The organism is Hyphomicrobium sp. CS1BSMeth3 (assembly GCF_900117415.1).
Lineage (GTDB): Bacteria > Pseudomonadota > Alphaproteobacteria > Rhizobiales > Hyphomicrobiaceae.
The window spans coordinates 967,438-992,514 of sequence record NZ_FPEI01000006.1 but is presented as its reverse complement, the minus strand read 5'-3'; the positions used below and the strand labels follow the sequence as shown (position 1 = coordinate 992,514).

16 protein-coding genes are annotated in these 25,077 nt (G+C 66.4%); 7 read left to right on the top strand and 9 right to left on the bottom strand.

Annotated elements, in window-relative coordinates:
- Window positions 1–75: 75 nt before the first annotated feature.
- From soxB to CS1BSM3_RS19675, 6 genes are all read right to left on the bottom strand, one after another.
- Entirely contained in the window at window positions 76–1,794 is a 1,719-nt protein-coding gene (gene soxB, locus CS1BSM3_RS19700) for a thiosulfohydrolase SoxB (RefSeq protein WP_072389808.1), read from the bottom strand.
- A 75-nt stretch (window positions 1,795–1,869) separates the two neighbouring features.
- A complete protein-coding gene (gene soxX, locus CS1BSM3_RS19695; RefSeq protein WP_072389805.1) occupies window positions 1,870–2,484 on the bottom strand; it encodes a sulfur oxidation c-type cytochrome SoxX in 615 nt (204 codons plus the stop codon).
- A 14-nt stretch (window positions 2,485–2,498) separates the two neighbouring features.
- The gene (soxA, locus tag CS1BSM3_RS19690) at window positions 2,499–3,572 is read right to left on the bottom strand and encodes a sulfur oxidation c-type cytochrome SoxA (protein ID WP_244540569.1); all 1,074 of its coding nucleotides are present in this window, start codon (window positions 3,570–3,572) and stop codon (window positions 2,499–2,501) included.
- Between the two features lie 122 nt (window positions 3,573–3,694).
- Window positions 3,695–3,898: a hypothetical protein gene (locus tag CS1BSM3_RS19685; protein WP_072389802.1), complete on the bottom strand. Its 204-nt coding sequence runs from the start codon at window positions 3,896–3,898 to the stop codon at window positions 3,695–3,697.
- Entirely contained in the window at window positions 3,895–4,932 is a 1,038-nt protein-coding gene (locus CS1BSM3_RS19680) for a rod shape-determining protein (RefSeq protein ID WP_072389799.1), read from the bottom strand. Before CS1BSM3_RS19680 ends, CS1BSM3_RS19685 begins: the two co-directional genes overlap by 4 nt.
- Window positions 4,933–5,130: 198 nt before the next feature.
- Window positions 5,131–6,723, bottom strand: coding sequence for a 2-isopropylmalate synthase (locus tag CS1BSM3_RS19675; RefSeq protein WP_072389796.1), 1,593 nt, complete (start codon window positions 6,721–6,723; stop codon window positions 5,131–5,133).
- A gap of 616 nt (window positions 6,724–7,339) precedes the next feature.
- Here CS1BSM3_RS19675 and pal point away from each other — a divergent pair.
- The 4 genes from pal (at window position 7,340) to CS1BSM3_RS19655 (ending at window position 12,377) form a co-directional block, all read left to right on the top strand.
- Entirely contained in the window at window positions 7,340–7,876 is a 537-nt protein-coding gene (pal, locus tag CS1BSM3_RS19670) for a peptidoglycan-associated lipoprotein Pal (protein WP_072389793.1), read from the top strand.
- 188 nt (window positions 7,877–8,064) lie between these two features.
- Window positions 8,065–9,078, top strand: a complete 1,014-nt coding sequence (locus tag CS1BSM3_RS19665) for an OmpA family protein (RefSeq protein WP_083528745.1) — start codon at window positions 8,065–8,067, stop codon at window positions 9,076–9,078.
- 266 nt (window positions 9,079–9,344) lie between these two features.
- Window positions 9,345–10,241 (top strand): tol-pal system protein YbgF, encoded by an 897-nt coding sequence (gene ybgF, locus CS1BSM3_RS19660; RefSeq protein WP_072394113.1) that lies wholly within the window; start codon window positions 9,345–9,347, stop codon window positions 10,239–10,241.
- Window positions 10,242–10,328: 87 nt separating this feature from the next.
- Complete coding sequence (locus CS1BSM3_RS19655; RefSeq protein WP_083528744.1) at window positions 10,329–12,377, top strand: transglycosylase domain-containing protein; 2,049 nt, start codon at window positions 10,329–10,331, stop codon at window positions 12,375–12,377.
- A 357-nt stretch (window positions 12,378–12,734) separates the two neighbouring features.
- Here the strand turns inward: CS1BSM3_RS19655 and CS1BSM3_RS19645 are convergent, their stop codons facing one another.
- Both CS1BSM3_RS19645 and CS1BSM3_RS19640 read right to left on the bottom strand, forming a co-directional pair.
- A complete protein-coding gene (locus CS1BSM3_RS19645; protein ID WP_072394110.1) occupies window positions 12,735–14,360 on the bottom strand; it encodes an acyl-CoA synthetase in 1,626 nt (541 codons plus the stop codon).
- Window positions 14,361–14,489: 129 nt separating this feature from the next.
- Window positions 14,490–16,760 carry an NADP-dependent malic enzyme gene (locus CS1BSM3_RS19640; RefSeq protein ID WP_072389782.1) on the bottom strand — a complete coding sequence of 757 codons (2,271 nt, stop codon included), beginning with the start codon at window positions 16,758–16,760 and terminating at the stop codon, window positions 14,490–14,492.
- 222 nt (window positions 16,761–16,982) lie between these two features.
- Between CS1BSM3_RS19640 and mutS the strand changes: the two genes are divergently transcribed.
- Window positions 16,983–19,757, top strand: a complete 2,775-nt coding sequence (mutS, locus tag CS1BSM3_RS19635) for a DNA mismatch repair protein MutS (RefSeq protein WP_072389779.1) — start codon at window positions 16,983–16,985, stop codon at window positions 19,755–19,757.
- A 16-nt stretch (window positions 19,758–19,773) separates the two neighbouring features.
- On the opposite strand, the gene CS1BSM3_RS28830 is transcribed toward mutS, so the two are convergent.
- The gene (locus tag CS1BSM3_RS28830) at window positions 19,774–19,896 is read right to left on the bottom strand and encodes a hypothetical protein (protein WP_280174762.1); all 123 of its coding nucleotides are present in this window, start codon (window positions 19,894–19,896) and stop codon (window positions 19,774–19,776) included.
- Between the two features lie 383 nt (window positions 19,897–20,279).
- On the opposite strand from CS1BSM3_RS28830, the gene CS1BSM3_RS19630 reads away from it, so the two are divergent.
- Both CS1BSM3_RS19630 and murJ read left to right on the top strand, forming a co-directional pair.
- Window positions 20,280–23,081 (top strand): [protein-PII] uridylyltransferase, encoded by a 2,802-nt coding sequence (locus CS1BSM3_RS19630; RefSeq protein ID WP_072394107.1) that lies wholly within the window; start codon window positions 20,280–20,282, stop codon window positions 23,079–23,081.
- A gap of 31 nt (window positions 23,082–23,112) precedes the next feature.
- Window positions 23,113–24,687, top strand: a complete 1,575-nt coding sequence (gene murJ / locus CS1BSM3_RS19625; RefSeq protein ID WP_072389776.1) for a murein biosynthesis integral membrane protein MurJ — start codon at window positions 23,113–23,115, stop codon at window positions 24,685–24,687.
- Window positions 24,688–25,077 lie beyond the last annotated feature (390 nt).

The following is a 25,077-nucleotide window of genomic DNA, read 5'->3' as shown; positions in this document are numbered from 1 at the left end:
GACGCCTAGGCGTTGCCCTTCGCGGACAGCAAGACGATCGATCGCGCCAAGTCAATCCCTGCAGGCGCGACACGATCACATGGCGCGGCGCACAATGCGGACCGGCGCGCTCGGCACGTCGGCGATCACCTGGCGTTTGCGCAGATGGCTCGCAAAAAGATCCCAGATCGGCGGGCCTTCGGTGCCCTCGTTGATCGAGGCCCAGCCGGCGACCGTGTAGACGAAACCTGCTTCGATCGGCTCGCCGGTCCTCAAAAGCCGCATGTCGGAGATGCGCTGCCCCATGGGTGCATCGACGTCGATCGTGAAGCTCATGCCGCCGACGCGGACCATGTCGCCGCCCTGCTGGTAGTAGGGATCGGGATTGAAGAGATTGTCGGCCACGTCCTCCAGGATCGCCTTGATCATCTCGCCGCGGAACGGGAGGCGATAGACGTTTGGGTAGGTCATGGCGGTAGCGTTGTAGACGTCATCCCAGGTGATGGGTTGGCCCGGAATGAGCGACGTGCCCCAGCGGAAGCCCGGCGAGAAGCAGATCTCGGCATCGCGCTCCGCGAGCAGCGCCTCGCAGATGAGATCGTCGAGCGTACCGGCGACATTGCCGCGCCGGTAGAGCAGCCTGTCCGCGCGCGCGATCTCCGTCGAGAGCATGGTCTCGTGGGGGGCGCGGATCTCGTCGATGAGGCGAGCCATCTCGGGATCGGGCGTGATGGCATCGGCGAGCACCGGCATAAGCGAATAGCTGTAGTCGGCAATGCGACCGCCCTTCACGTCGAGATCGAGGCGCGAGAGGAACTTCGTGTTCGATCCGGACGCCACCAGCAGCGTCGAGCCGACGCGCTCGGGGCGCGGAATGGCATCGTGCGTGTGTGCCGTGAGAATGATGTCGATGCCCTCGACGCGGCCGGCGAGCTTGCGGTCGACGTCGAAGCCATTGTGCGAGTTGAGCACGACGATCTCGGCGCCGGCGGCACGCACGGCGGCCACATTGCGGCGCACTTCCTCCTCGCGAATGCCGAATGACCACCCGGGTATCATCCAACGCGGATTGGCAATCGGCGTATAGGGGAAGGCCTGGCCGATGACGCCGATGCGCACGCCGCCCTTCTCGTAGATGCGCCAGGGCCTGAAGACCGGCTCCTCGAATTCGGTGTCCATGATGTTGCCGGCGAGGAAGTCGATCTTCGCCGAGCCGCGCCCGTCCTTTCCGCCGAAAAGCGCACTGACGCGCTCATGGCCGAGCGTGAATTCCCAGTGCGCCGTCATCGCATCGACGCCGAGCGCCTCGGCAATGCGCACCATGTCGCCGCCCTTGGTCTGCAGCGCCGTGTAGGAACCGTGCAGCGTATCGCCGCCATCGAGGAGCAGCGTGCGCTCGGCACCCCGCTCGGCGCGGACAGCCTTCACGAGCGTCGCCAGCCGATCCATGCCGCCGACGCGACCATAGTCCTTTGCAAGCACCTCGAAGTCGGCCGAGGAGAGCATGTAGGCCTGGGCCGAGCCCGGCGCGATACCGAAGTGGGTGAGGAACTCGCGGTCCGTGAGATGCGGCGGAAGCCCGCGCGCCTCGCCGACGCCGAGATTGACCGAGGGCTCGCGGAAATAGACCGGGCGGATCTGCGCGTGGCAGTCCGAGAAATGCAGGATGGTCACCTGCCCCTTGGCCTCGAAGCGGAGAATGTCCTCCTGGCTGAGACCGCGGCGCAGTGCCTGCCCGAGCGCGGAAGTGCCGGCAAGGCCCGTGAGTGCGCCTGCCGCCAGAGCAACCTGCAAAAACTCGCGACGGGAGTGCATGGTCCGGTAAGTCTCCTTGCCGTCGGACGTACGAAGGGCGGCGCCACGTTCAACCGGCCACCGCCCCTCTTACTCTTACTTGTTGACTGGGCTCTCCGGGCTCATGACGAGCGCGACGAGGTCCTTGATCTGGTCGATGGTCAGCACGGCATTCGACCCGAAGCGCGGCATGAGCGAGCAAGGGAAGGCCGCGTGCGCGTTGTAAATCTTCTCGTACACCGCCTTCACGTCTGCTTCGGCGTACTTCCTGATTTTGCCGTACTCGCGCAGGCTCGGACCGACCGTGCCGTAGCTCACCTCGGCCTGCGTCATCTGATGACAGGCATAGCAGTTGCCGCCATTCGGATTGCGCGGCGGATAGTCGGTAAAGCGCATGCCATAGCCACTTTGCGCCCAGCGCTCTCCCTGCTTCCAATCGCCCATCAGCTTGCCGTCGTCGGGATATTTGATCTTGGCCTTTTCGCGCGCCATGATCTTTTCCGCGTCGGCAGCCGAGGGCGCGTTGCGCGCCGCGCTGCACACCTTCAGCGTCTCGTCCTGATCGACGCGGCCGGCCCAGTCCTTGGGCGCCTGCGAGAACGCGAACTTCATCACCACATCGGCGTGCAGCGGATCGATCTTCGTCTCTTGCGCCGATACGGGCGCGGCCAGCACGGCGGCGAGGGCGGCAAGGATGAAATGCTTCTTCATGGAACCACCCTCCCTCAGCGCTTCAGGCCGGGCGCGGCGATGTCGCCGTCGCGCGCGCGATCATAGAGGTACGCCGAAAGCGCCACGCTCACGTCGGAACCAAAATCGAGACGATGCAGGCGCATCTGCCAGTAACAGTCGAGCAGACGGTGCTGCATGGTCATGACGTGCGTGCTCGAGACACGGTAGGCAGGCCACTCGCCGACGACCACCTTGGCCTCCTTCGGATCCGAAAGGAAAGGCAGCGGCTGGAGGCGGATGCGCTTGCCGGATTCGGCGTGGCAGGTGGCGCACGAGAAATCAAACGGCCCCTGGCGGCGGAAGAAGAGCGCCTCGCCGAGGGCGATCGCCTCCTTCTCCTTTTCATGATCCTTCTTCGAGGCGAGCTTCATGCCCGAGGACTTGTGCGAGACGAAGGTCGCGATGGCGCCAATGTCCTTGACCGGCTGACCGCCGCCGGGATGCGGGTTCTTGCGGAAGGCCGTGCTGTCGAAGCCCTGGAAGTTCTCCATGCACCAGAGGATGCGCGTCTCGGCATCCATGACGCGGTCCGCATCCTCGAAGTAGCGTGGCAGCTCGGCGAAGGCGCCATCGACCTTGCCGACGCCCTTGCCGAGGTCACACGTCTCGGCGAGCGAAACATTCCGCGGGCCTTTCTTGGCGGCCCAGAGCGCCTCACCGCGATCGGCATCGAGAAGCGCCGGATTGCTCCAGGGATCCTCCTTCATCATGCGGCGGTACTGCTCGAGGCCACGCTCGGTCGCCGCATCCTGATCGGCCTGCGACATCCCAGCGGCCGGGGTGGCCGGCGCAGCCACCTTCGGGGCCGCCGGTGGATTTGCGGGAGGAGCGGCGGCAGCAGGTGGCGGCGTGGTCGCAGCGGGCGGCGTAGCCGGCTTGGCAGCGGCAGCCTTCTCGGCTTCGTCCATGCGCCGCATATGCTCTTCGTACGCCTTGCGCGCGGCCTGCTCGCGCTGGGCCGGGGTCTGAGCCTCGACCCGCGGCACGAGCACCGTGGTCATGAGCCCAATCCCCAGGCCGATGCCGGCGATCGCCGCGGCCGGGGTTCGCAGTCGCCACCCAAGCATTTCCTGCCTCCCTAAAATTCCCTCAGTTCGTCAGCAGATCCTTGCCCGGCCGCCAAACGGACGATCGGGATGCGCTGATATTCGAATATCACGGTATTTGCAGCAGGCGCGTTGTGCAACCGTCATGAAGTCGGGTCGTCAGGGTCCTGGCGCCCCCTGGCGCGGTGACGCTCATAGGCGCGGGCCGCCCGCACGATCAATGTGACAAGGCCACCGAGGCCGACAAACACAATGAAGAGCGGCACCAGGATCGGCACAAAGGCCCATACCATCACGCTGACGAGAAAGACCGCCGTTCCGATCAGCCAGAGGCGCAGCAGGCTCATGCGTGGACGAGAAGTTGCTCGCGGTCGCCAAGCGTGGCGAGGATGATGGCCGTACCGCCGACGACACACTGCATCGGGTTCGGCGCCACACTGAAAGGGATGCCGAGCAAACGCGTGAGCTCCGTATCCAGACCGTGCAGCAGCGCGCCGCCGCCCGTCAGCACGACGCCCCGCTTTCCAACCGCGGCGCGCAGCTCCGCCGAGAGATCCTCCAGTGCGCGACGGACGAGCTCGGCCATATTCGCAATGGGGGCTTCGAGGGCGATTCCGACATCATGCGGCCGCAGCACGACCGACTTCATGCGGCGCTGCACGACATCGCGGCCGCGAATGTGTGCCTCGGCTGCGCGGCCATTGGCGCGGGCGCCCGCAGCGCCAGCCTCGATCTTGATGCGCTCGGCACTGGTAAGTCCGATCGCGAGCTGATGGGCGCGGCGCACATAGCGCCGGATGGCCTCATCGAAGGCATTGCCGGCCACCTTCAGCGACGCCGTATGCACGATCTCGCCATTGGACAGCACGGCGATGTCGCTCGTGCCGCCGCCAATGTCGAGGATCATCGTCACTTCTTCTTTGTCGACCTCGATGCCAGCACCGATCGCGGCGGCGACCGGCTCCTCGACGAGATAGACGCGCCGAGCCCCCGCGGCCCGCGCCGTCTCGTAGACCGCGCGACGCTCGACAGGCGTCGCGGCGGCCGGCACGCAGATGAGGATGCGCGGGCGGCGGAAGCCGTATTTCGACTTCGCTCGGGTAATGAAGGAGCGCAGCATCTCTTCTGTCGCGACGAAGTCGGCGATGACGCCATCGCGCAGCGGACGGACGAGCTCGATTGGGTCGGGGCTGCGCGTCTTGAGCGTCAGCGCCGCTTCGCCGACGGCAATCACATGGCGTGGGTTGTCTTTCGCGCGCACCGCGACGACGGACGGCTCATCGATGATGATGCCGCGCCCGGCCACGTGGACCAGCGTGTTGGCGGTCCCGAGATCGATCGCAATATCATCCGAGAAAACGCCGCCGACCTTCTTCCGCATGGCGCTTCAGCCAGCCCTCGACAAACCACGCGCTGCCTCGCCGCCAGCGCGTTCGACTTTCGTGCACGATAATCGAGCCGAGAGCGAACTCCAAGAGATGCGCGCGAAAATCAGCAGTTGCAGCAGCTTCTTCCGCGCTCGGCCTTACTCTGCAGGCCTTCTCCCCTCCCTGCGCGTGCAGGGAGGGGAGGTTCCTGTTCAGCTCACCATCATCTGCGCTGCGGGCCCGCGCTGGCGCTTCATCATGAGCTTGTTCAGCGCCACGACATAGGCGCGGGCCGAGGCGACCATAGTGTCGGTATCCGAGCCGCGGCCCGTCACCTGGCGCCCATCCTCCTCGAGCCGCACCATGACCTCGGCCTGGGCATCCGTGCCCTCGGTGACGGCCATGACCTGGTAGAGGGGCAGGCGCGCCTCGTGCGGCACGATGGCCTTGATGGCCTTGAACGTGGCGTCGACGGGACCATCGCCGGTCGCCTCGCGCGTCTCGTTCCGGCCGTCGACCTCGAGCGTGATCTTGGCCTTCTGCGGCCCGCCCGTGCCGGCAACGACCTCGAGCGCGATGACCTTGATCCGGTTGGTCTGCGTCGCGACCTCCTGGTCGACGAGCGCCTCGATGTCCTCGTCGAACACGAGCTTCTTCTTGTCAGCCAGATCCTTGAACCGGCGGAACGCATCCTGGAAGGCATTGTCGCCGAGGTGTTCATAGCCGAGTTGCTTCAGCTTATCGCGAAAGGCCGCACGCCCGGACAGCTTGCCGAGGCTCAGCGTCGACTTCGAGAGGCCGACGCTTTCCGGCGTCATGATCTCGTAGGTCTCGGTGTTCTTCAGCATGCCATCCTGGTGGATGCCGCTCTCGTGCGCGAAAGCGTTCCGGCCGACGATGGCCTTGTTGTACTGCACGGGGAAGGCCGAGACCGACGCGACGAGCTTGGACGCGCGCGTGAAGTGCGTCGCATCGACGTCCGTCCAGTACGGCAGCACGTCATTGCGCACCTTCATGGCCATCACGATTTCCTCGAGCGCGGCATTGCCGGCGCGCTCGCCGAGGCCGTTGATCGTGCACTCGATCTGGCGGGCACCGGCGCGCACGCCGGCGAGCGAGTTCGCGACTGCCATGCCGAGATCGTTGTGGCAGTGCGTCGACCACACGACCTTGTCGCCGCCGGGGACCGTCTCGCGCAGCATCTTGATGAGCGCGTAGTACTCCTCCGGCACCGAGTAGCCGACGGTGTCGGGGATGTTGATCGTCGTCGCGCCCTGCTTGATGGCGATCTCGCAGCAGCGGAGCAGCACGTCGCGCTCGGTGCGCGTCGCGTCCTCCGCGCTCCACTCCACATTGTCGGTGTAGTTGCGCGCGCGGGCGACGCTGGCGCCGGCAGCGGCGATCACCTGCTCGGCATCCATCTGCAGCTTCCACTTGCGATGGACGGGGCTCGTCGAGATGAAGGTATGAATGCGCGGACGCTTGGCGAACTTGACCGCCTCGCCGGCCCGGTCGATGTCGGCGAAGCTCGAGCGCGAGAGACCGCAGACGACCGAATTCTTCACGATCTTCGCGATCTCGCAGACCGCCTCGAAATCGCCGTTCGAGGAGATCGGGAAGCCCGCCTCGATGATGTCGATGCCCATCTCGTCGAGAACTGCGGCCACCTTGAGCTTGTCCTCGAGCGTCATGGCGGCGCCCGGCGACTGCTCGCCGTCACGCAGCGTGGTGTCGAAGATGAGAACGCGGTCGGCCTCGTTACGGGAAGGCGATTCCGATGACGGCTTCTGGGCGGCGTCGTTCATGGCATATGGTCCTTGGGTCGGGGCCAGCGCTCACTGGCGCGGCAAGTTCTGCTCTCTTGTGGCTGATTCGGTCCCCTGAGCGCCCGTCCCGGATGGATCCGAGACCTCTCACGGCTCAGGGGCTGGTAAGGAGCAGGATGGACCGAAGCAGGCGCGCAGCCGATGAAGGGGCGCCGTCCCGCGTGGGGATCGCCTCCTCAATCCAGCCCTGGCTAATGCCCGCCATTGTCGCGAATCTCTCGCCGGTCACGTAGCTGCGCGGACCACCGGAATGATGCCGGCGCGGCAGCTCGTCGGCATATAAGCCGCATGCGGTCGCCGATTGCAAGCTGAAATGGAAGGCTGTTTTGCCCCTGAAGCGCGTGGCGGCGGAGGGGATGCGGCAATAAAGCTGGGGGTTAGTAAGGAGTTCGCCACTTTTCGGTAGCGAACTGGGGTAGATCGCCGAATGGTCATATTTCCGCTCGCCGGTTCAACTATGAGATCCGGTGAAAGCGTCCGCCGGGAAGGATCGGGGCAGGCCACGCAGGGCACGGTGCACTTCAAAAGCGATGACGCGGCGAATGCACCCAGTACTGACGCGCGAGCCGGGAAACAGAAACGAGGACGATAGAAAATGTCCGTAATCCATGCGGGGACAGCGCGCGTCGTGCGCCTGATGGTGGCGGTTTCGCTCGCTGTGATGTTGGCCGCCTGCTCGCAGAACCCGCGGCCTGAGGACGTCGGCCTTGCGCCCTATGGCAAGGGCGGACCGGCGACGCCCGGCTCGATGCGCGACTTCAGCCAGAACGTCGGCGACATCGTCTACTTCTCGACGGACAGCACGGATATCTCGCCGGAGGCGCAGCAGACGCTCTCGCAGCAAGCGCGCTGGCTGCAGCAGTATTCGCAGTACACCATCACCATTGAAGGGCACGCCGACGAGCGCGGCACGCGCGAGTACAATATCGCGCTGGGCGCCCGCCGTGCTCAGGCCGTGCGGGATTTCCTGGCGCGCAGCGGCGTCAGCCCGGCACGCATCCGCACGATTTCGTACGGTAAGGAGCGGCCCGTCGCCGTCTGCAACGACATCTCCTGCTGGTCGCAGAATCGTCGCGCTCAGACCGTGCTCAACAATCGCGGCATGGCCAGCAACACGCGCCCCGGCACCTAGCCGAAGCCTAAGTCCCACAAGCATCAACGTCATCTGCCGCGCACGGACCTGCCGTGCACGGCCTGTGGCTGGCTGGCGTCAACCGTGACACATCGGCAACGCTCTGAAGCCCATTGCGCGCTGCCGTTAACCAATTCGCGCACCCTCCCCAAAACGGCCCTATTGTTTCGCTCATTGCTGAGGGCGAGATGACTGCGGGGTCATATCACGCCATGGAATCGAGCGACGTGCCGAGCACGCTGGCCTTGGGCCGCGTGCGTCCAATGCAACGGTCCGCTTACTGCAAGCGGTATCCGGAGGCTTGGCCGCGCGCCGGCTGGCCCATCGGGTTGCTGCTCACAGCTATGCTGTTGCTGTCCACACCAGATCGTGCCGAGGCCCAGTTCAGCGCCCAGCAACGACCGGCCGTGACCCAGCTCGCAACACCCGAGCCGGATGCCGACGCGGCCCGCCAGGAGGCCGCCAACGAGCGCATTGCCGCCTTCCTGATTGCGGAGGCGCGCGAGGAGCTTGAACTTGGAGAGCTGCGCAGCGCCCGCCGGTGCCTCGAGATCCTCGTGACGCGCTTTGCCTCGACCGCCGTCGCCCAGCGCGCCCGGCGCATGCTCGAGCAGCTCGCGATGATCGACGGCTATCCCATGCCGCCCATGCCCAAGGGCGCCCCTCAGATCGAGGCCGCGCGGGCAACCCAGGGCGACGGCGGATCCCTCACCGCGCGCGCCCCCGGCACGAGCCTCGTCGAGGCGGACTTCAGTGCGAGCGGCGGCGACCGGCTCTTCTTTGCCGAGGGCAGCGAGGAGGTTGGCGGACGCGGGCTGCGCATCCTGCGCGAGAAGGCTGCATGGCTGAAGCGCAACAACCAGGTTTTCGTGCGTATCGAGGGCCACGCCGATGACCTCGGCGGCGACGACATCAATGGCGCCTTGGCTCTGCGGCGCGCCGAGACGGTTCGCGACCTGCTGGTCGACGCCGGTGTGGCCGCGACGCGGATGCACATTGCGGCCTTCGGTCGGGAGCATCGAATCTCGCCTTGCTTGGCCCCAGGTTGTGCGGCACAGAACCGCCGGGCGGTGCTGATCCTGACAGATGCGCGTGGCACGCGACTTTCAGAACCCGCCCCGCAGTCGACCAACGTCGGCGCGATCGCGGGGCAGAGCGAGCGACAGGGACGTCCTGACACGCCCGTGCGCCGAGACAGGTAGGGCTCGTCGCGATAAGGTGGGCTCAGGAAGCGCGTGATCGCCGCCCACGGTGGGCGCCACGGGCCGTGACAACAGGAATTCGAGCAAGAAGGGAGCGGCGTACGCGCCGAATGCTTGCCGTGACATCTTCCTCCCCCCTCGGGACGAACAGCACCGGAGCACGTGGGATCAGCGGCATTGCGCGAGCCGGGCTCCCGGCCGTCCTGTGCGCGAGCGCCATCGTGCTGGCCTCATCGTGGGCGCTTGCTCAGCAGCAGCCGGCCCCCATGGCGCCCACAGCACCGCGCGCCCAGCCCAAGGCCGCGACCAAGGCGGCCCCTTCAGGCGCGCCGGCCTCCGATGCCCAACTCCGCCAGCGGGTCGAGCAGCTCGAGGAGCAGCTCGTCGACATGCAGGTGCTCGTCGGCACGCTCGAATCGCTCGCGCGCGGTGGTGGCGCACCGGCGCGCGCTGCCGGCGGCGGTGGCTCCGGCGCCAGCGAGGCCGCCCGCATTGACGCACTCGAGACGCAGGTCCGCGCCATGACCATGCAGATCGAGGATCTGAGCCGCCAGCTTCGCCAGCGCCAGGGACGGAGCGACGAGCCGGCCCCGCCGGTTCGCGAAGGCTCGCTGCAGCCATTCGGCAGCCAGACCCAGGCCGCGGCACCAGGCCCAGTCCCCGGCTTTGGCTCGGTCACCGTGACGCCGCAGGGTGGCGGTGGCGGCGATCGCATCGGCCAGATGATCAGCGCAACGCCGGGCATGGTCGAGAGCGGGCGTCTTCCGCCGGCCGTGCGTGATACCGGCAGCGCCAAGGAGCTCTACGAGACGGCTTACGGCTATCTCCTCCAGCAGGACTACGCGGCGGCCGAAGCGGCCTTCGACGAGTTCCTGAGCCGCTATCCGAATGATCACCTGACGGCAGACGCCCAGTACTGGCTCGGCGAGACGCTCTTCGTACAGCGGCGCTACAAGCCCGCCGGCCAGGCCTTCCTGCGCGTCGTGCAGAATCACCGCCAGAGCGCCAAGGCGCCAAACAGCCTCCTCATGCTGGCAATGACGCTCGAGCAGCTCGGCCAGAAGGACTGCGCGCTCTTCACCGAGCTCGAGAGCAAGCACCCCAATGCGCCGCAGGAGATCAAGGCCCGCGCCCGCATCGTGAAGCAGCGCGTCGGCTGCTGAGACCGGTGCTTTAGTCAGCTTCTAACCAAACATTATCCTTGTTGTGGCTCAATGCCCCCGCGTGCGGCAGACGCGGGCGGCTGAGCTATGAATGGGGGACCAGAGCACGGCGGCGAAATGCCGGGCGCACCTGACGTGCACCCTGGCCGCCTCCGGCTGCGTCGCTGGCGCCTGCGGCTCCTCGTCCGTGGCGCCGTGCTCCTCAGCATCCTCGCCGCGATCCTGATCGCCACCGCCATGGTGCGCTACACGATCCGCTTTCCCGATCCTTCGGCGCTGCGTCAGCGCGAGCAGGCGCCGGTCGTCCGCGTGCTGGCACGCGACGGCACCGTCCTCGTCGAACGCGGCAGCGCGGCGCGCCCCGTGCCGCTCGCCGAGTTGCCGCCCCATGTGATTCACGCCGTGGTTGCCATCGAGGACCGGCGTTTCTTCTCGCACATCGGCCTGGACTTCCGCGGCTTTGCCCGCGCCATGCTCGCGAACCTGCGCGCGGCACGTTACGCCCAGGGCGGCTCCACACTCACACAGCAGCTCGCCAAGAACCTCTTCCTGACCTCCGATCGCACGATGGAGCGCAAGCTCGAGGAAATCATTCTCGCGCTCTGGCTCGAATTGCGCCTCGGCAAGCCCGGCATCATGGAGCTCTATCTCAACCGCGTGTACTTCGGCGCGGGCGTCTACGGCGTCGAGGCCGCCGCCCAGCGCTACTTCGGCAAGTCGGCGCGCACCCTGACAGTGCCCGAGGCCGCCATCATCGCGGGCCTCTTGAAAGCCCCCTCGCGCCTCTCGCCTGCAAGCCGACCGGAGCTTGCGGCCTCCCGCGCCGTGCTCGTGCTCGCGGCCATGCGGGATGAAGGCTTCATCAGCGAAGCGGGTTTCAACGAGGCCCTGCATCAGCAGGTGACCTTGGCTGCGAGCGACACCACTCGCGAGGAAACCGGTCTCGAATTTGCCGTCGACTATGCGCTGGAGCGACTGCCGCCGCTCGCCGGCCACGGCCAATCGTCCATCACGGTCGAGACGACGCTCGACGCCGATCTCCAGCGCCGCGCTCAGGCGGCAATCGCCCGTCGCCTCGCGTCCGCGCCTTCGATCGCCGACACCGCCGAGGCTGCAGTGGTCGTGCTCGATCATGAAGGCGGCATTCGCGCCATGGTCGGCGGGCGCGCCTGGTCGCGGAGCCAGTTCAATCGCGCCATCCGCGCCCGCCGCCAGCCGGGCTCGGCCTTCAAACCCGTTCTTTATCTCGCGGCGATCGAAGCAGGCCTGACGCCGGAGAGCACGGTTCAGGACCGGCCGATCACCATCGGTAGCTGGAGCCCGCGCAACGACAGCGGCTCGTATGCCGGCGCCATGACGCTGCGCCACGCGCTGGCGCATTCAGTCAATACGGTGGCGGTGCTTCTCCAGCGGGACATCGGCACCGAGCGGGTCGTCGCGATGGCGCGCAGGCTCGGCATCACGAGCACACTGCGCGCGGACGCCTCGCTCGCGCTCGGCACCTCCGAAGTCACACTGCTCGAGCTGACCGGCGCCTATGGCGCGCTCGCGAACGGCGGCGTCAACCTCTCGCCGCACGTGATCCGCCGCGTGAGGACCGACCGCGGCATGGTCCTCTATGCGCGGGGCAAGGCGCCGCCCCTCGTCGCCGCCGCATCGGCGCACGTCGGCAAGGTCAATGACATGTTGCATACGGCAATGGTCGCCGGCACCGGACGACGCGCCGTCCTCGCAGGCCATGACGCAGCCGGCAAGACCGGCACCACGCAGGACAATCGCGATGCCTGGTTCGTCGGCTTCACCGGGCACCTGACGGCCGGCGTGTGGGTCGGCAACGACGACAACAGCCCCATGCGCGGCGTTAGCGGCAGCGGACTTCCCGCGCTCATCTGGCGCGACATCATGCAGGCCGCCCATCGCGGGCTCGAGCCCGCAGCGCTCCCGGGCGTGAGTGATACGATCGCGCCACCCGCTCCCGCTGAAACACCAGTTGCATCAGCCCGCGAGCCGGTTCGTGTCGCGCCACGCCCCGCACTCCGTCCGTCGGCGCCCATCGACCCGGCGCTCTTTGCAACACCGAAAGAGCCGTCTGGGCTCGATACACGTCGCCTCGAGGCGCTCTTGAAATCGGAGTGAGCTTCGCGCTTCTGTTTAGTGCCGCGGGCTGCTGGGAAGGGGGGCTATCGCCTCCAGTCGTGACGCTATGCCCGCGGCAGCCATGCGGATGGCGATTGTGTGTTGCGCCGTTCTTCCCCCTCTCCCCATTGTCTTCAATGGGGAGAGGGCCGGGGTGAGAGGCGGCAGCTTGTTCGTACGTTGGCGTATGCCGCCGCCCCTCATCCTAACCTTCTCCCCGTGAAGGACGGGGAGAAGGGACATGGCGGCGCCAGCGGCTAGCTCCAAGTCCTTAAAAAACGGGGGTTCGGGGGTGCCCCCCGATTGGGGTGTGGGGCCAAGGCCCCACTCGCGCCAGAGGCGCGAGCGCAACGGACGCTACAGCTTCCCCGCCGTATCGCGCAGGACGAACTTCTGGATCTTGCCGGTCGATGTCTTGGGCAGCGGGCCGAACACGATGGTCCGCGGCGTCTTGTAGTGCGCCATGCTCGCGCGGCAGTAGGCGATGATCTCGTCCGCCGTGACGGCGCCGGCATCCGGCCTCAGCGTGACGAAGGCGCACGGCGTCTCGCCCCACTTCTCGTCGGGCCGCGCGACGACGGCAGCTTCCATGATCTTCGGGTGGCGGAAGAGCACTTCCTCGACCTCCAGCGAGGAGATGTTCTCGCCACCCGAGATGATGATGTCCTTCGAGCGATCCTTGACCTCGATGTAGCCGTCCGCGTGCCAGACAGCGAGATCGCCCGAGTGATAGTAGTCGCCTGCAAAGGCTTCCGCCGTCGCTGCCGGGTTTTTCAGATAGCCGCGCATGATCGTATTTCCGCGCAGCATGATCTCGCCGATCGTCTCGCCGTCGCGGGGTACGGGCTCCATGGTATCCGGGTTGGCGACGATCATGTCCTCGACGAGCACGACGGGAATGCCCTGACGCGCCATGAGGCGGTAACGCTCGTCCTCCTCGAAACCGTTCCATTCTGTATAGGGCGCGCAGAAGGTCGAGGGGCCATAGCTCTCGGTCGTGCCGTAGAGGTGCAGCACCTCGAAACCCATGGCTTCCATGCGTTGGATGACAATGGCGGGCGGCGCGGCGCCGCCCGTCGCGACTTTCGTGCGCACGGGAAGCGGCTTCTTCACGGCGTCGGGCGCGTGGATGAGCATGTTGAGGACGATCGGCGCGCCGCACATATGCGTGACACGCTCGGCGGCGATCAGCTCGAAAATGCGCTGGGGCTCGACGCGGCGGAGGCAGACGTGCGTGCCACCCGCCGCCGTCACGGCCCAGGTGTACGTCCACCCGGAGCAGTGGAACATCGGAAGCGTCCAGAGATAGCGGCTCTCGTTGTCGAGCTTGAAAGTGAGCGCATTGGCGAGCGCGCCGAGATAGCAGCCGCGGTGCGAGAACACGACGCCTTTCGGGTTGCCGGTCGTCCCCGAGGTATAAAGCAGGCACACGGCGTCCCACTCGTCCTTCGGACCCGAGTAGACGAAATCAGGCTCACCCGCCGCGATGAAGCTCTCGTACTCGATGCCGCCGAACGAGGGCGCATCGGCGGTCTCGGTATCGGCGATGTCGATGACGATCGGCCGCTTGGCACCCATGAGATCCAGCGCCGGTGCGATCGTCGAATGGAACTCGCGATCGGCGAGGAAGATCTTGGCCTCGCCGTGCTCGAGGCAGAAGGCAATGGCGGCCGGATCGAGGCGGATGTTGATCGGGTTCAGCACCGCGCCGATCATGGGCACGGCGTAGTGTGCTTCAAGCATGGCCGGGATGTTCGGCGCCAGGATCGCGACCGTGTCACCGCGTCCGATACCGGCCTTGGTCAGTGCGTGCGCAAGGCGGCGCGAGCGGGCATAGAGCTCGTGATAGGAGAGGCGCCGCGCGCCGTGCACGACCGCCGTGCGCTCACCGAAGAAGGCGTCGGCGCGTTTCAGGAAGCTGATCGGGCTCAGCGGCACAAAGTTCGCCGCGCATTTCTCGAGCTCGGGCCCGTCCACCTTCATTTTCGCCTCCATGCCCCGTTCACGCGATCAATTCGCCGTGGCCCGTCTTCAGGCGGGCGCCACGCCCCCTATACTGGCTCGGGCGCGGATTGGCGATTGTCATAACGACCAGGGCCTGCGCGAGCCCGATCACGCCCCGATGTTGCAGGCCGCAAGCGCCGCAATGGGCAGGATGTCGTTGTCCATGGCCCCGAGCTGACAGATCTGCACGGGATGCGAGAGACCTGTCAGGATCGGACCGAGCACCGTCGCGCCGCCAAGCTCCTTGAGCATTCTGGTGGAAATGGACGCCGCGTGGAAGGCAGGCATGACCAGCACGTTGGCCGTGTCCGTGAGCCGGCAGAAGGGATAGAGCCGGCGCAGCTCGGGATTGAGCGCCACGTCGGCCGACATTTCACCGTCGTACTCGAAATCGACGCCACGCTCGTCGAGAATGCGCACAGCCTCGATCATCTGATCCGAGCGCTCGCCGCGCGGCTGGCCGAAGTTCGAGTAGGCGATCATGGCGACGCGCGGCTCCATGCCGAAGCTGCGGGCTGCACGCGCGGCCTCGATGGCGATGTAGGCAACCTGCTCGCCTGTCGGCATATCCGTGACGCTCGTGTCCGCAACGAGCACCGCGCGTCCGCGGCAGAGGGCCAGCGATACGCCGACGACCCGGCGGCCCGGCTTCGGATCGATCACGCGCTGCACATCCTGGAAGACGCTGCTCCAGTTGCGCGTGACGCCCGAGACCATGGCATCGGCATGGCCGTGCACGACCATCAGGGCGGCGAAGACATTGCGCTCGTTGAGCACGAGACGCTCGCAGTCGCGCCTCAGATACCCGTGGCGCTGCAGGCGCGCGTAGAGGTAGTCGGTGAACTGCGCCGTGTAGGGTGAACGGCGCGTATCGAAGAGCTGGAACTCGTCCTTGAGGCGCACACCGAGCTCTTTGAAGTTTGCCTTCACCGTGTCGGTGGTGCCGACGAGGAGCGGCGTGCCGTAGCCCTGATTGAGGTAAGCATTGGCGGCGCGGATGACAGCCGGCTCCTCGCCCTCGGCGAAGATGATGCGCTTGGGGTTGTTGCGCGCCTTTTCGAGCGTCGCGGTGAGCCAGCCCGCCATGGGATCGAGGCGGCCCCTGAGCCGTGAAACATAGGCGCTGCCATCGGCGAGCGTCGTGCGCGCGACGCCACTTTCCACAGCCGCGCGCGCCACGGCCGGCGGCACCGACGTAATGAGGCGCGGGTCAAACGGGGCTGGAATGATGTACTCGGGCCCGAAGGTCGGCCGGCGGCCGTAGAGCGCGGCAGCCACCTGATCGGGCACTTCCTCGCGTGCGAGCTCCGCGAGAGCGCGCGCCGCCGCGATCTTCATCTCGGTGTTGATCTCGCGCGCCCTGACGTCGAGCGCGCCACGGAAGATGAAGGGAAAGCCGAGAACGTTGTTGATCTGGTTCGGATAGTCCGAGCGGCCCGTCGCGATGATCGCATCGGAACGCACGGCGTGGATCTCCTCCGGCGTGATCTCGGGATCGGGATTGGCCATGGCGAAGATGATCGGTTGCGGCGCCATGCTCTGTACCATCGCTTGCGTCACCGCGCCCTTCGCCGAGAGTCCGAAGAAGGCGTCAGCCCCCTTCATGGCGTCGTCGAGCGTGCGCGCCGATGTCTTGACGGCATAAGTGGACTTCCACTGGTTCATGCCATCCTTGCGGCCCTGGTAGATGACCCCCTTGGTATCGCAGAGCAGGATGTTCTCGCGCGGCATGCCCATGGCGACGAGCAGGTCGAGACAGGCAATACCCGCCGAGCCGGCACCGTTCACGACGAGCTTGAAGGTCGAGATATTGCGGCCGGTCAATTCGAGGGCGTTGATGAGACCGGCGGCCGCGATGATCGCCGTGCCGTGCTGGTCGTCGTGGAAGACAGGAATGTCGAGCAGCTCCTTGAGCCGCTCCTCGATCACGAAGCAGTCCGGCGCCTTGATGTCCTCGAGATTGATGCCGCCGAAGCTCGGTCCCAGATAGCGCACGGCATTGATGAAAGCGTCGACATCCTGCGTGTCGACGAGCAGATCCATGGCGTCGATATCGGCAAAGCGTTTGAAGAGCGCGCCCTTGCCTTCCATGACCGGCTTCGAGGCCTGTGCACCGAGATTGCCGAGGCCGAGGATGGCGGTCCCGTTCGAGACCACCGCCACGAGATTGCCCTTGTTCGTGTAGTCGTAGGCACGCGTCTTGTCCTCGGCGATCGCGAGCACCGGCACGGCGACGCCCGGCGAATAGGCGAGCGAGAGGTCGCGCTGGGTCGTGAGCGGCTTGGTCGGCGTGATCTCGAGCTTGCCGGGCTTGCCCTCGGAGTGGAAACGGAGCGCGTCGTCGGCGGTAAATTTGATCGCGGGCGTGTCGGCGGCCATGAGGGCATTTCCCCGTCTCTTGTGCGCCCACGTGATTGCCTCGAGGGCCGGTAGCCCCCGAGCAATGCGGCGCAGTTGATCGCTAAATTTCCCTTGGACGATAAGCCGCGCACAGGCTGTGCACAACTCGCCACTTGCCTCGCACTGCACCATGCGCCATGTGGTCGGGACGACCAGGGCGCCATGTGGTCGGGACGGGGAGCAGCCGGGGGCGGCAACGGGATGGCACGACGCGCGAAAAGCGGCAGCAGCGAGGACGACGGGCAGGATGCCGCACCGCCGAACACCGAGGAGGTGCGCGCGCCCGTCGGCGACGTCACGCCGTCCATGGCGCAGTTCCTGGAGATCAAGGCGGCCAATCCGGACAGCATCCTCTGGTACCGGATGGGCGACTTCTACGAGCTGTTCTTCGATGATGCGGTCGTCGCCTCGCAGGCGCTGGGCATCGTCCTGACCAAGCGTGGCAAGCACCTCGGCCAGGACATTCCCATGTGCGGCGTGCCCGTGCATCGCGCCGACGACTATCTGCAGAAGCTCATTCGCAAGGGCTACCGCGTCGCCGTCTGCGAGCAGCTCGAGGATCCGGCTGAAGCCAGGAAGCGCGGCTCGAAGGCTGTCGTGAAGCGCGATGTCGTGCGCCTCGTGACTCCAGGCACGCTGACCGAGGACACGCTCCTCGATGCGCGTGCGCGCAATTACCTGACGGCGCTGTTCGCATCTGCTGGTGCCGACAGCGGCCACGCCCTTGCCTCGCTCGATATCTCGACAGGCGAGTTCGAGATCGCGAGCGTGCCGGCTGCGGATCTCGCGGGCGAGCTGGTGCGTCTCGCGTCCGGCGAGATCCTGCTCCCCGACCGGCTCATGGACGACAAGACGATCGTCGCCTGCGCCGATCACACGGGAACAGCACTGACGCCGCTGGCGACGTCGTTCTTCGACAGCATGGGCGGCGAGCGGACCTTGCGCGAGCGCCTCGGCGTGGCCGAGCTCGATGGGTTCGGCACGTTCTCACGCACCGAGTTGGCGGCTGTCGGCGCACTTCTCAAGTATGTCGACCTCACGCAGATCGGCGCGCGGCCGGTGCTGCGGCCGCCACGGCGCACGGGACCAGCGACGACGCTGGTCATCGACGCCGCGACGCGGAACAGTCTCGAATTGCTGCGCTCGACGCGCGGCGAGCGCGAGGGAAGTCTCCTCTCCGCCATCGACCGGACGGTGACAGGCCCCGGTGCGCGGGAGCTCGCCAATCGCCTCGCAAGCCCGCTGCGCGATGCCGCCAAGATCGGTGCGCGGCTCGATGCCATTGCCTTTCTGATCGCGGAGCCGCAAGCGCGGGAGACCCTGCGCGAAGCTCTCAAGGGTGCGCCCGATGTCGCACGCGCCGCATCGCGCCTGGCACTAGGTCGCGGCGATCCGCGCGATCTCGCCGCCGTGCGCGACGCGCTCGGAGCTGCAAAGCAGTGCGGCGCCATTCTCGGGACGGCGGCGGGCGCCATCGGGCTCCCCGCAGAACTGGCGCGCGCCGTTGAAAGTCTCGGCAGTGGGCAGGAAACGCTCGCCGATCTGCTCACGCGCGCGCTCGTCGATACGCCGGGGCATCAGCGCCGCGATGGCGGTTTTGTCCGTGCGGGCTTTCGCGCCGATCTCGACGAGGCGCAGGCGCTCCGCGACGACAGCCGCCGCGTCATGACTTCGCTTGAAGCCAAATACGTCGAGCAAACCGGCATCAAGACGCTCAAAGTCCGCCACAACAATATTCTCGGCTTCTATATCGAGGTCGGCGCGCAGAGCGCGCGGCCCATGCTTGCGGAGCCTCTTTCCGAGACCTTCAACCATCGCCAGACCATGGCGAACGCCGTCCGCTTCACGACTGCCGAGCTGGTCGAGGTCGAGGGCCGCATCGCAGGGGCCGCCGAGCGCGCGCTCGCTATCGAGCAGGAAGTTTTCAACGATCTCGCCCGCGCCATTGCCGCCGAGGAGCAGGCGCTCGCGAGGCTCGCCGAGGCTCTCGCCGAGATCGATGTCGCGGCAGGCCTCGCGGAGCTGGCAGAGGAAGACAACTACGTCCGCCCGGAGCTGGACGAGAGCACCTCCCTCGTGATCGAGGGCGGCCGTCATCCCGTGGTCGAGCAGGCGCTCCGCGCGGCGAAGACCGGCCCGTTCGTCGAGAACGACTGCGTGCTCGGCAATGACGGCACGGGCCTCGAGGATGCTGCGACAGGGCGCATCTGGCTCGTCACCGGGCCGAACATGGCCGGCAAGTCGACCTTCCTGCGCCAGAATGCGCTGATCACCGTCCTCGCGCAGATGGGATCATTCGTGCCGGCGCGGCGCGTGCGCATCGGCATTGTCGACCGCCTCTTCTCGCGCGTTGGCGCCGCCGATGATCTTGCGCGCGGTCGCTCGACCTTCATGGTCGAGATGATCGAGACGGCAGCCATTCTCAATCAGGCCGGCGAACGAAGCCTCGTCATTCTGGACGAGATCGGCCGCGGAACGGCAACCTTCGACGGCCTCTCCATTGCCTGGGCGACCGTCGAGTACCTGCATGATGTCTGCCGCTGCCGCGCGCTGTTCGCGACGCACTATCACGAGCTGACGGCGCTCTCCGGCCGCCTCGCCGAGGTGGCGAATGCCACGATCGAGGTCAAGGAGTGGAATGACGAGATCGTCTTCCTGCACAAGGTCCGCGCGGGCGCCGCCGACCGCAGCTATGGCATCCAGGTTGCCAAGCTTGCTGGCCTTCCAAGCCCGGTGATCTCGCGCGCGGGCGAGGTGCTCGCGCTTCTGGAAAAGAATGACCGCCGATCAGAGGGGGCCGCGCCGGCGCTCGACGACCTCCCGCTCTTTGCTGCCGCTCGCCCGACATCACCGGCTTCACAGCCCGCGGGAGCAAACCCGGTCGCGGAAGCCGTGGCCGCTCTCAATCCCGATGATATGAGCCCCAAGGAAGCGCTGGAGGCCCTCTATCGCCTCAGGCAGATGGCAGGCCGCTGAGCACCACACGGCGAGGTCACGTCATCTGAGCAAAGAGGCTGGCCGCGAGCACGACGACCACGGTGCTTGTGATCAGGAGCAAGCGATCAATACGGCGGATGTATTCGTCGGCAGTGATGGCACGGGCGGGCTTGCGCATGGCCTCCTCCGGGGGGCTTTACGGGGTCGGTGGCTCGCCCAGGACTCGTGCACACCTCCGGGCTTGGTTCTGTTGTGCCAACGCGTAGCCCGTCTGGCTGTTTCCGCGGGAACAGGACAATCCACAGCCCAGTTTTTGCTGGCCTCAATTCAACCTCTGTTTCCTTTTCGCGCGCTCCGGGCCCGGAGCGATCCGCACGCACTCCCCCGCGCGATCATCCGTAAGCCCCCTAAACCTGTCAGCCCTGCCTATTCCCGCGCGGGCTGAAATACGCTATGCCCGCCCATGAGTTGTATGATGAACGGCGCCTGAGCGATTCGGGCGCGGCTGGCGCGGTCGTGGTGCACGGCTCTGTACGCGATCGGGCCGCAAGAGCGGACCGCATGGATACTCTGGTCAAGGATGCGCTGGCCCCAGAGCGGGAAGCCCACCGGCTGCCCGATCCGCCCTATTTCGACCCCACCGCGCTCCGCCACGAGCTGACGGCCATCTTCCGCGCCCATGACGAGAGCGCCGAGCTGGCGCGGGCGGCCGTTGTCGAGCGTCTGCGCGAGCTCATGGTCGGCGCACGCGAGAGCGCCCGCGCGCAGCTCCTGCACGACGGCAAGGGTCGCCGCTGTGCCGAGGGCCTGTCCACGTTCATGGGCGAGCTCATCGCGCTCATCTTCGACTACACACGCGCGCACGTCTATCGCAGCAACAATCCCGCGGATACGGAGCGGCTCACCATCGTCGCGACCGGCGGCTATGGCCGCGCCATGCTGGCGCCGGGCTCCGACATCGATCTCCTGTTCCTGCTGCCCTACAAGCAGACGCCCTGGGGCGAGAGCGTCGTCGAATACATTCTCTACATTCTCTGGGATCTGCGCCTGAAGGTCGGCCACGCGACGCGCACCGTCGACCAATGCCTGCAGCTCGCGCGCGCGGACGTGACCATCTGCACGGCGCTGCTCGATGCTCGCTACATCCTCGGCGACCGGCCGCTGTTCGATGAGCTCGTGCGCCGCTTCAGCGACGAGGTCGTCAAGGGCGGCGAGCGCGCCTTCATCGAAGCCAAGCTCGCCGAGCGGGCGACCCGCCATCAGCGCGCGGGCGCCTCGCGCTACCGCGTCGAGCCGAACATCAAGGACGGCAAGGGCGGCCTGCGCGACCTGCACACGCTGTACTGGCTGGCGAAGTATCTTGCCGGCGGCCCCGGCGTCGGCGATCCGATCGTCCAGCCGATCTTCACGGCCGAGGAGCAGGCGACTTTCCGGCGCTGCGAAGATTTCCTCTGGACCGTGCGCTGTCACCTGCACTTTCTCACGGGCCGGCCCGAGGAGCGGCTGACCTTCGAGTACCAGCCGCAGCTCGCCGCCATTCTCGGCTACGCGAGCCGCCTCGGCCTCAAAGCCGTCGAGCGCTTCATGAAGCACTACTTCATGGTCGCCAAGGACGTCGGCGACCTGACGACGATCCTGTGCGCGTGGCTCGAGGTGCAGCAGCTCAAGCTCTCGCCGCGGCTCGATGCGCTCCTCGATCCCATGGGCTGGCGCATGCGCCGCCGCGTGCGCCGCACGACCGCCTTTCGCATCGACAACGGCCGCCTGAACGTCGCTGACCCGGAAGTCTTCCGCCGCGACCCGGTCAATCTGATCCGCTACTTCGCGCAAGTCGAGGAAACGGGCTCGCTGCTGCACCCGCAGGCCATCCGCCTCATTCGTCAGTCGCTGCGCCTCATCGACGACAAGCTGCGCAATGATCCGGAAGCCAACCGCATCCTGCTCGGGCTCATGACAGCGCGCGGCACGCCCGAGGTGACACTGCGGCGCATGAACGAGGCGGGCGTGCTCGGCCGCATGATCCCCGAGTTCGGCCGCGTTGTCGCGATGATGCAGTTCAACCTCTACCACCATTACACGGTGGACGAGCATCTCATCCGCACGGTCGGCGTCGTCTCGGAGATCGAGCGCGGCGAGAGCGCGGACAAGCACCCGCTCTCGCACAACATCTTCAAGACCGTCGTCAACCGTCGCGTGCTCTACGTGGCTGCCTTTCTCCACGACATCGGCAAGGGCCGCGACGAGGATCACTCGATCGTCGGCGCCCGCATCGCGCGCAAAATTTGTCCGCGCCTCGGCCTCAGTGACGCCGAGACCGAGCTCGTCGCCTGGCTCATCGAGAACCACCTCCTCATGAGCAACATCGCGCAGAGCCGCGACATTGCCGACCCGAAGACGATCCGCGATTTTGCCGAGACCATGCAGAGCGTCGAACGCCTGCGCCTGCTGCTGCTGCTGACGGTCGCCGACATCCGCGCCGTGGGTCCGAGCACGTGGAATGGCTGGAAGGGTCAGCTCCTGCGCTCGCTCTACTATGCGACCGAGCCGCTCTTGTCGGGCGCCTATCAACCCGTCGCGCTCAGCGAGCGGGTGGACACCGCCATTGCAGCCTTCCGCAAAGAGGCCAGTAACGAGCCTGCAGATCGCGTGCAGGCCTTCGTCGAGCGCCAGTACGGTGACTACTGGGTCAAGACCTCGCTGCCGAAGCAGGTCGAGCACATGCAGCTCATGGCGCAGACCGAGGCCGCGGGAAAGAAGTTCGGCACGAACTTCACGACCAATGCCTTCACGGCCGTATCCGAGCTCTCGCTGCTCGCGCCGAACCATCCCCGCGTGCTCTCGCTCTTCGCAGGAGCCTGCGCGGCAGCCGGCGCAAACATCGTCGGCGCCTATATTGCCTCGACGCGGGACGGTTTCGCCCTCGATACATTCCTTCTCCAGCGCGCCTTCGAGCACGAGGATGACGAGCGCCGGCGCGCGACCCGCATCGCAGATACCATCGAAAAGCTGCTGCGTGGCGAGGTGCGCCTCAGCGCGCTCATGGCGAAGAAGATGGCGGCGCCGTCGATCATCAACACGTTCACCGTCGAGCCCGAGGTCGTCATCGACAATGTCGTCTCCGATCATTTCACCGTCATCGAGGTGTCCGGCCTCGACCGGCCGGGCCTGCTCTATGACGTCACGACGGCGCTTTCCGACCTCAATCTCGACATCAACTCGGCGCACATCACAACCTTCGGCGAGAAGGCCGTGGATACATTCTACGTGACTGATCTCACCAGGAGGAAGATCACCTCTCCCCAGCGCCAGGAAGCCATCCGGGCGCGACTGATTCATGTGCTTGCAGGCGAGCAACCGGCCTGAGAGCACCCCCACCGGATCAATCCAGCGCCCCATGAGACTCTACAGCGCCTTCGCGACGGTCGGCGGGCTCAGCATGGTGAGCCGTGTCCTCGGCTTCCTGCGCGACATCCTGATCGCCGCCGTGCTCGGCACCGGCATGATCGCCGACGCCTTCGTCGTCGCCTTCCGAATGCCGAACCTCTTCCGGCGGCTCTTCGCGGAGGGTGCATTCAATGCCGCCTTCGTGCCGCTCTTTGCCAAGCGCCTCGAAGCCGACGGCAATGGATCCGCGCACGCTTTTGCCGAGGAAGCTCTCGCAGGGCTCTTCGCCGTGTTGCTGCTGGTGACCGCGATCGCCCAGATCGCCATGCCCTGGCTCGTGCTCGGCCTCGCGCCGGGATTCGCCACCGAGCCTGAGAAACTCGATCTGGCGACAGCGCTGACGCGGATCGCCTTCCCTTATCTCATGTGCATGTCGCTCGTCGCGCTGCTCTCGGGCCTGCTCAATTCACTGCACCGCTACATGGCCGCCGCCGCGGCGCCGATCGTGCTCAATGCCGTGCTCGTCGCCGTCATGCTGATCGCGCACTGGCGCGGCTATCACAATGATCCAGCCGCCGGCTATCTGCTCGTCTGGGGCGTGTTCGCCGCTGGTATCCTCCAACTCGCCATGCTCTGGATTGCGGCGAAGCGCGCCGGCTTCGCGCTCCGTCTGCGGCTTCCGCGCATGACCGAAGGCGTACGGCGCCTCCTCGCGCTCGGCATTCCGGGGTTGATTGCCGGCGGCATCACGCAGATCAACATCGTGGTCGGCACGATCATCGCCTCGCTCGAAGCGAGTGCCGTCTCCTATCTCTACTATGCCGACCGCCTCTATCAGCTCCCGCTCGGCATTGTCGGCGTTGCGATCGGCGTGGTGCTGCTCCCTGATCTCTCGCGCCATCTCGGCGCTGGCAATCACACCGCCGCCATGGACAGCCAGAACCGCAGCATGGAGCTCGCGCTCCTGCTCACGCTGCCGGCCGCAGTGGCGCTGCTCGTCGCCGCCGAGCCGATCATCCGCGTGCTCTTCGAGCGTGGCGCCTTCACGCACGACGATACGCAGGCCACAGCGTGGGCGCTCGCCGCCTTTGCCATCGGGCTGCCGGCCTTCGTGCTCATCAAAGTTTTGCAGCCGGGCTTCTTCGCGCATGAGGACACCAAAACGCCCATGCGCTATGCGGGCGTGAACCTCGTGCTCAATGCCGCGGGCTCCATCATTCTGTTCTTCGGCTTCAAGGCTGCGGGTTTCATGCCGCACGTCGGCATCGCGCTCGCGACGTCGATCGCCGCGTGGGTCAACGCCGTCATGCTTTGGGGCACGCTCAAGCATCGTGGACATTTCATCATCGACAACCGCCTCGCACGGAACGTGCCGCTGATCGCGCTCGCGAGCGTGCTCATGGGCGCGGGCGTCATCGTCGCGGGTATCGTGCTCGAGCCGTGGATGCGGACTGGCGCGGGCCTCATGGTTCAGGCGAGCGGGCTTGCGGCGCTCGTCACGTTCGGCGTCGTGCTGTTTGCCACCGTCATTCTCGCGACGGGCGTCATGACCCCGGCGCAGCTCAAGCGGAAAGTGCGGCGATAGCTTTTGTTTTAGTGCCGCAGGCTGCTGGGAAGGGGTGCTTCGCATTCCCCAGTGGTGCTATGCCCGCGGCGGCGGTTTGCTTTAGTGCCGCGGGCTGCCGGGAAGAGGCGCTGTCGCCTCCTGCCGTAACGCTATGCCCGCGGCGGTCAGAGCGACAGCGCAGTGTATGACGCGCCCACTTCCCCCTCTCCCCATTGTCTTCAATGGGGAGAGGGTCGGGGTGAGGGGCGGCGGCAAACGTCGAGGTTTGAACAAGCTTCCGCCCCTCATCCTAACCTTCTCCCCGTAAAGGACGGGGAGAAGGGACAGGGGGGCGCTCGCCGCTCCCTCCAATTCATAAAAGACGGGGGTCCGGCGGTGTCCCCCGGTTGGGGTGCGGGGCCAAGGCCC

What these genes read in the sequence shown, in the direction of transcription:
- soxB (WP_072389808.1), bottom strand. Translation starts at nt 1,794, where the DNA reads ATGCACTCCCGTCGCGAGTTTTTGCAGGTTGCTCTGGCGGCAGGCGCA.
- soxX (WP_072389805.1), bottom strand. Translation starts at nt 2,484, where the DNA reads ATGAAGAAGCATTTCATCCTTGCCGCCCTCGCCGCCGTGCTGGCCGCG.
- soxA (WP_244540569.1), bottom strand. Translation starts at nt 3,572, where the DNA reads ATGCTTGGGTGGCGACTGCGAACCCCGGCCGCGGCGATCGCCGGCATC.
- CS1BSM3_RS19685 (WP_072389802.1), bottom strand. Translation starts at nt 3,898, where the DNA reads ATGAGCCTGCTGCGCCTCTGGCTGATCGGAACGGCGGTCTTTCTCGTC.
- CS1BSM3_RS19680 (WP_072389799.1), bottom strand. Translation starts at nt 4,932, where the DNA reads ATGCGGAAGAAGGTCGGCGGCGTTTTCTCGGATGATATTGCGATCGAT.
- CS1BSM3_RS19675 (WP_072389796.1), bottom strand. Translation starts at nt 6,723, where the DNA reads ATGAACGACGCCGCCCAGAAGCCGTCATCGGAATCGCCTTCCCGTAAC.
- pal (WP_072389793.1), top strand. Translation starts at nt 7,340, where the DNA reads ATGTCCGTAATCCATGCGGGGACAGCGCGCGTCGTGCGCCTGATGGTG.
- CS1BSM3_RS19665 (WP_083528745.1), top strand. Translation starts at nt 8,065, where the DNA reads ATGACTGCGGGGTCATATCACGCCATGGAATCGAGCGACGTGCCGAGC.
- ybgF (WP_072394113.1), top strand. Translation starts at nt 9,345, where the DNA reads ATGGCGCCCACAGCACCGCGCGCCCAGCCCAAGGCCGCGACCAAGGCG.
- CS1BSM3_RS19655 (WP_083528744.1), top strand. Translation starts at nt 10,329, where the DNA reads ATGAATGGGGGACCAGAGCACGGCGGCGAAATGCCGGGCGCACCTGAC.
- CS1BSM3_RS19645 (WP_072394110.1), bottom strand. Translation starts at nt 14,360, where the DNA reads ATGAAGGTGGACGGGCCCGAGCTCGAGAAATGCGCGGCGAACTTTGTG.
- CS1BSM3_RS19640 (WP_072389782.1), bottom strand. Translation starts at nt 16,760, where the DNA reads ATGGCCGCCGACACGCCCGCGATCAAATTTACCGCCGACGACGCGCTC.
- mutS (WP_072389779.1), top strand. Translation starts at nt 16,983, where the DNA reads ATGGCACGACGCGCGAAAAGCGGCAGCAGCGAGGACGACGGGCAGGAT.
- CS1BSM3_RS28830 (WP_280174762.1), bottom strand. Translation starts at nt 19,896, where the DNA reads ATGCGCAAGCCCGCCCGTGCCATCACTGCCGACGAATACATCCGCCGT.
- CS1BSM3_RS19630 (WP_072394107.1), top strand. Translation starts at nt 20,280, where the DNA reads ATGGATACTCTGGTCAAGGATGCGCTGGCCCCAGAGCGGGAAGCCCAC.
- murJ (WP_072389776.1), top strand. Translation starts at nt 23,113, where the DNA reads ATGAGACTCTACAGCGCCTTCGCGACGGTCGGCGGGCTCAGCATGGTG.